The organism is Streptomyces sp. NPDC003393 (assembly GCF_053589015.1).
In genome coordinates this window covers 289,324-295,331 of sequence record NZ_JBSFRB010000004.1, presented here as the reverse complement: position 1 = coordinate 295,331, position 6,008 = coordinate 289,324, and the positions used below count along the sequence as shown (strand labels likewise).

Sequence of the window (6,008 nt, the reverse complement as noted above, 5' to 3'; positions counted from 1 at the left end):
GCCAGCGTTCGTCCTGAGCCAGGATCAAACTCTCCGTGAATGCTTTCCGGGTCATCCCGGTGACACACACGGGAGCGGAACCAAGGAGAGGAATAGTCCCCTCGGTTCACAGCGTCCTCGCTGTGTTTTCTTCAAAGGAACCTCGACCACCGAAACCAGTTCGGCGGACGGGGTATCAACATATCTGGCGTTGACTTTTGGCACGCTGTTGAGTTCTCAAGGAACGGACGCTTCCTTCGTACTCACCCTCTCGGGCTTTCCTCCGGGCGCTTCCCTTCGGTGTCTCCGACTCTATCAGATCTTTTCGACCCGATTTCCTCGGTGCTTTCCAGGTTCCCGCTCTCGCGTTTCCCTTTCCGGCGGACCCGACTTTATCAGAACTTTCGCGCCGGTCTGACCGGACTTCGCTTCCGATTCATCGGGAGGGCTTCTTTTGAAATCGACGTTTCCAAGAAGCAAGTAGATGTTCACTGTGGCCCTGTGGACTGGGTCCATCTCCGGACAACTATGTAAATCTACCTCCCCACCCGCTCCGTGTCAACGGCTCCGGTGGGGCGAAGAGGACACTAGCAGCTTGGCGGACGTTCATGCACATCAGGCGGCCGTCGGCACGCCGGAGCTTCGCTCGTCTGCCGCGACGTCTCCCGTTTCGCCGGTGCGTGCGGCCCGGCCGCCGAGGACGTACACGTAGGTCAGGAAGCACAGCTCGGCGACGATCCCGATGCCTATGCGGGCCCAGGTGGGCAGGCCCGAGGGGGTGACGAAGCCTTCGACGGCACCGGAGACGAAGAGCACCAGGGCGAGTCCGATCGCCATGCCCACGGCCGCGCGGCCCTCCTCGGCGAGGGCCGCGCGACGAGTGCGCGGGCCGGGGTCGATGAGGGTCCAACCCAGACGGAGACCCGTGCCGGCGGCGACGAAGACCGCGGTCAGTTCGAGCAGTCCGTGCGGGAGCACCAGGCCGAGGAAGGTGTCGAGCCGTCCGGCCGAGGACATCAGGCCGATGCCGACCCCGAGATTGAGCATGTTCTCGAAGAGGATCCAGAGGACCGGCAGTCCCAGGAACACGCCCAGGACCAGGCACATGGCGGCAGCCTGCGCGTTGTTCGTCCACACCTGTGCGGCGAAGGCGGCCGCGGGGTGGCTGGAGTAGTAGGTCTCGTACTCGCCGCCGGGGCGGGTGAGGTGCCGTAGCTCGCTGGGGGCGGCGATCGTGGACTGCACCTCCGGGTGAGTTCCGATCCACCAGCCGAGAAGGGCTGCGACGACGGTGGAGACGACGGCCGTGGGTACCCACCAGTGGCGCGCCCGGTACACCGCCGCGGGGAAGCCCTCCAGGAGGAAACGGGTGACGTCGCGCCATGACGCTCGCCGGGTGCCCGTCACGGCGCTGCGCGCGCGAGCCACCAGCTGACTGAGCCGGCCGGTCAGCTGCGGGTCCGGGGCGCTGGACCGGATCAGGGAGAGGTGGGTGGCGGCACGTTGGTAGAGGGTGACAAGTTCGTCGGCCTCCGTGCCGGTGAGGCGGCGCCGGCGGCGGAGCAGGGCTTCGAGGCGGTCCCACTCGGCTCGGTGGGCGGAGACGAAGACGTCCAGGTCCATCGGGTCTGTCTGCTCCTCGGCTGGTTGTTCGACTGCCCGTCGGATGCGTCAGCTTGTCGTACTGCGGCGCGATTGCCCACAGCTTGGCAGACTGGCCGTCTCCAAGGCGGGCCAGGGGAAGGCGGCGGGCGTGAGTGAGCTGGTGACGGGCGAGGCGGTGGCGCTGGAACTGCGTCCTGCGAGGCTGCCCAGCAGGGCACTGGCCGTCCTGCTGGACCTCGCCGTGGCGATGGCGGTCTATGTGATGGTGAGCATCGGTCTGTTCGCCGCCACGGCGTCGATGGACGAGGCGGCCCAGATCGCGCTGTCGATCGCATCCTTTCTGCTGGTGCTGGTCGGCGGGCCGATCGCCGTGGAGACGCTCAGCCACGGGCGGTCGCTCGGGAAGCTGGCCTGCGGGCTGCGTGTCGTCCGGGACGACGGCGGTCCGATCCGGTTCCGGCACGCGCTGGTGCGCGGGGCGATCGGCGTGGTGGAGATTCTGATGACGTTCGGCGTCGTCGCCTGCATCGCCTCCCTGGTGTCCGGCCGCGGACGTCGGCTGGGTGACGTCTTCGCGGGCACCCTCGTGGTGCGGGAACGGGTGCCGGCCGGACAGGCGTCCTTCGTGCCTCCGCCGCCGCCCTGGCTGGCCGGGCGGTTCTCGGCCCTCGACCTGTCGGCGGTGCCGGACGGTCTGTGGCTCGCGATCCGGCAGTACCTGACACGCATGCGGCAGCTGGATCCGCAGGTCGGCTCGGGCATGGCGGAGCGGCTCGCCGTCGATCTCTCGGCGCGTACCGGGGCTCCGGTGCCGCCCGGGGTCCCGCCGGACATGTATCTGGCGGCCGTGTTGCAGGAGCGGCAGGTCCGCGAGGCGCGGAGGGCCTTCGGGAACGGTGCGGCGACGGGCGGGCCGGGCACTCGGGCTTTCCCCCCGCACCAGGGGCCCGCTCCAGCGCCCCAGGCGCCGGCTCCCTCGGCCCAGACTTCCGCCCACCCCGTCCCACCGGCGTCGACCTATCCCGTCCCGCAGGAACCGGTTGCTTCCGCGCCTCGGCCCGAGCCGGCCAATGGGGAGAGGCCTGCCACCGGATTCGTGCCTCCCGCGTAGTGCGGCCGGCTCGCCGTCGGTCGGCGTCGGTCCCGCAGCCCGGCGTCAGGCGGTGAAGACGGAGGGCGGTGACTGGAGGTCCTCGAGCTCGATGCCGGGGGCCGCCAGTACCACGTCACCGGTGATGTGGACGATGTGCCGCTCGCCCGTGTCCAGGGCTGTGACCTGGTATTCGTCCACGGTCAGAGGGCCACTGTCAGTGGCGTGTGCTTCTCTTTCCACCAGGGCCCAGGACTGGTCCTCGGTGCGGGGGGCGAGGACCGGTTCGGTGAAGGTGACGAGGCGTACGCGGGTAGCGGAGGCCGAGGGGGTGAGGCGCAGGAGACGAGCGGTGGCGACGAGGAACGCCGGGGACGTGCCGGTAAAGGCATGGGCGCGCACATTGCCTTCGACCGCATGGGTTCCGGTGGGGTCGGTGCGGACCCAGGTGACGCCGTCGAGTGCGGCACCGCGTACTTGCCAGCCGCCCGCGTGGAGTTCCAGGCGGAGGGGGCGGCCGAGTCCGTCGAGGGCGAGGTCGACCGAGCCGCGGTGATCTCCCGAGGGGGTGGTGACCTGGGAGACGTAGCGCCATCCGGAGGGGCCGGGGGCGCACTGGAAGTGCTCTTCACCGAGGGGGGTGTGATCGTGCGGATCGTGGAGCGAATAGCGGCCGTGGGGCATGGGGTTCCTGGGGCTTGACGGTTGGTCCGGCCAGTCCTCGGTCTGACCGGCAGGTCTGACCGGCACATGTTGTCGGCACGTGTTGTCCGGCAAAGGGGCAGGCCCCCGGCACGGGGGTGCGGGGGCCTGCCTCGAGCGAACCTGAGTGAGACGCGGGTGCGGCTCGGGGTCGGTCAGTAGCGGTAGTGGTCCGCCTTGTACGGGCCGTCGACGTCCACACCGATGTACGCGGCCTGCTCCGGGCGCAGCTTGGTGAGCTTGACGCCGAGAGCGTCCAGGTGGAGACGGGCGACCTTCTCGTCCAGGTGCTTGGGCAGGACGTAGACACCGGTCGGGTAGGCGTCGGGCTTGGTGAACAGCTCGATCTGGGCCAGGGTCTGGTCGGCGAACGAGTTGGACATCACGAACGAGGGGTGGCCGGTGGCGTTGCCCAGGTTCAGCAGGCGGCCCTCGGACAGCACGATGATCTTCTTGCCGTCGGGGAAGGTCCAGGTGTGGACCTGCGGCTTGACCTCGTCCTTGACGATGCCGGGGACCTTGGCGAGGCCGGCCATGTCGATCTCGTTGTCGAAGTGGCCGATGTTGCCGACGATGGCCTGGTGCTTCATCTTCGCCATGTCGGAGGCGAGGATGATGTCCTTGTTGCCGGTGGTCGTGATGAAGATGTCCGCGGTCTCGACGACGTCGTCCAGGGTGGTGACCTGGTAGCCGTCCATGGCCGCCTGGAGCGCGCAGATCGGGTCGATCTCGGTGATGATCACGCGGGCGCCCTGTCCGCGCAGGGACTCCGCGCAGCCCTTGCCCACGTCGCCGTAGCCGCAGATGACGGCGGTCTTGCCGCCGATCAGGACGTCGGTGGCACGGTTGATGCCGTCGACCAGGGAGTGGCGGCAGCCGTACTTGTTGTCGAACTTCGACTTCGTCACCGAGTCGTTGACGTTGATCGCCGGGAAGAGGAGGGTGCCGTCGCGCTGCATCTCGTACAGGCGGTGGACGCCGGTGGTGGTCTCCTCCGTCACGCCGCGGATCTCGGAGGCCAGCTGGGTCCACTTCTGCGGGGTCTCGCCCAGCGTGCGGGTCAGCAGCTGGAGGATGACCCGGTGCTCCTCGGACTCGGCGGTGTCGACCGAGGGGACCTTGCCGTCCTTCTCGTACTCGACGCCCTTGTGGACGAGGAGGGTGGCGTCGCCGCCGTCGTCCAGGATCATGTTCGGGCCGCCGGTGGGGCTGTCCGGCCAGGTCAGCGCCTGCTCCGTGCACCACCAGTACTCCTCCAGCGTCTCGCCCTTCCAGGCGAAGACGGGGATGCCCTGGGGGTTCTCGGGGGTGCCGTCCGGGCCGACGGCGACGGCGGCGGCCGCGTGGTCCTGGGTGGAGAAGATGTTGCAGGACGCCCAGCGCACGCGTGCGCCGAGGGCGACGAGGGTCTCGATGAGGACGGCGGTCTGCACGGTCATGTGCAGGGAGCCGGTGATCCGGGCGCCGGCCAGCGGCTGCTTCTCGGCGTACTCCTTGCGGATCGCCATCAGGCCCGGCATCTCGTGCTCGGCCAGAGAGATCTCCTTGCGGCCGAACTCGGCCAGAGACAGGTCCGCGACCTTGAAGTCCTGTCGGTTCTCGACAGTCGTCATGACGAACTGCTCCTCGGGGTTGGGGCGAGGTGGATGCGGCTGATCTGCGCGGCGGCGGACACAGGGGTGCCCGAAGAGGACACAGCCATGCCCGCGTGCGCGCAGCGCAGTCCGTCGGAGGCCCTCTCTCCCTCGGCCGGCCCGTCGTGGGGCCGCCCGACCGCCATCAGCAGCGACGTCTGGCTCCGTCCCAAGCTACACCGGACAGCCCTGCCCACCCCAGTCCGCCTCCGGACCGTGCACGCCGATCGGGGGAGGCCCGTGCGGGCTGCCGTCGGGGCGGTCGCTATTGTCCGCAGCGATCAAGGGACAGGCGGGAAGGACGGACATGGCGGGCAGAGGGCGGGGGCTGGGGATCGCGGCGCTGGTCGTGGGGGTGCTGGGACTGGCGCTGGCCGTCGGTGCCTTCGGGTACGGACGGCACGCCTACGGTGGCGGCACGCTGTCGAGCCGGAGCATGGAGCCGACCTACGAGCCGGGTGAGCGCATCACGTGGGAACGGATGGACGGCAGTCGGGTGCGGCGCGGTGACGTGGTGATGTTCTCGATGCCGGACCGCTACGGGACCCGTGCCGTCGTCATGCAGCGGGTGATCGGGGTGGGGGGCGACCGAGTGGCGTGCTGTACGCGCGTGGGCTCCGAGGAGCGGCTCACGGTGAACGGGAAGCCGCTCGAGGAGCCCTACGTCAGCCGGGGCGACGCCGACGGGACGTACCGGCCGTTCGACGTGAAGGTGCCCCAGGGCCGCCTGTTCCTGCTGGGCGACCACCGGGCCGATTCGAGGGATTCCCGTTTCTTCGCGTCCGACCACGGTGGGACCGTGCCCGTGTCGGCCGTGCGGGGGAGGGTGACGGACGGCCGCACCGCCGCGCTGTTGCTGGTCGCGGGGCTGCTCGGCGGCGGAGTGCTGGTCCTTGTCGGTATCGGGCTCGGGATCGGTGCCCTGGTGGTACGGCGACACAGGACACCGCCCGTGCCGCCGGCGCCCTGGCCGGTGCGGCCGGTCTGACCCGGCCGGG

At 69.5% G+C, this 6,008-nt stretch carries 5 protein-coding genes; 2 read left to right on the top strand and 3 right to left on the bottom strand.

Annotation, left to right across the window (positions count from 1 at the left end):
• Positions 1–594: 594 nt before the first annotated feature.
• Positions 595–1,602, bottom strand: a complete 1,008-nt coding sequence (locus ACWDUZ_RS06710) for a stage II sporulation protein M (protein WP_451630695.1) — start codon at positions 1,600–1,602, stop codon at positions 595–597.
• 130 nt (positions 1,603–1,732) lie between these two features.
• Here ACWDUZ_RS06710 and ACWDUZ_RS06705 point away from each other — a divergent pair, with 130 nt between their 5' ends.
• On the top strand, positions 1,733–2,695 hold the full coding sequence (locus ACWDUZ_RS06705; protein ID WP_451630694.1) for an RDD family protein: 963 nt from the start codon (positions 1,733–1,735) through the stop codon (positions 2,693–2,695).
• Between the two features lie 45 nt (positions 2,696–2,740).
• On the opposite strand, the gene ACWDUZ_RS06700 is transcribed toward ACWDUZ_RS06705, so the two are convergent.
• Entirely contained in the window at positions 2,741–3,358 is a 618-nt protein-coding gene (locus ACWDUZ_RS06700) for a hypothetical protein (protein ID WP_451630693.1), read from the bottom strand.
• A 173-nt stretch (positions 3,359–3,531) separates the two neighbouring features.
• Entirely contained in the window at positions 3,532–4,989 is a 1,458-nt protein-coding gene (gene ahcY / locus ACWDUZ_RS06695; protein WP_451630692.1) for an adenosylhomocysteinase, read from the bottom strand.
• A 328-nt stretch (positions 4,990–5,317) separates the two neighbouring features.
• Here ahcY and lepB point away from each other — a divergent pair, with 328 nt between their 5' ends.
• Positions 5,318–5,998, top strand: coding sequence for a signal peptidase I (gene lepB, locus ACWDUZ_RS06690; protein WP_451630691.1), 681 nt, complete (start codon positions 5,318–5,320; stop codon positions 5,996–5,998).
• Positions 5,999–6,008 lie beyond the last annotated feature (10 nt).

What these genes read in the sequence shown, in the direction of transcription:
- ACWDUZ_RS06710 (WP_451630695.1), bottom strand. Translation starts at nt 1,602, where the DNA reads ATGGACCTGGACGTCTTCGTCTCCGCCCACCGAGCCGAGTGGGACCGC.
- ACWDUZ_RS06700 (WP_451630693.1), bottom strand. Translation starts at nt 3,358, where the DNA reads ATGCCCCACGGCCGCTATTCGCTCCACGATCCGCACGATCACACCCCC.
- ahcY (WP_451630692.1), bottom strand. Translation starts at nt 4,989, where the DNA reads ATGACGACTGTCGAGAACCGACAGGACTTCAAGGTCGCGGACCTGTCT.
- lepB (WP_451630691.1), top strand. Translation starts at nt 5,318, where the DNA reads ATGGCGGGCAGAGGGCGGGGGCTGGGGATCGCGGCGCTGGTCGTGGGG.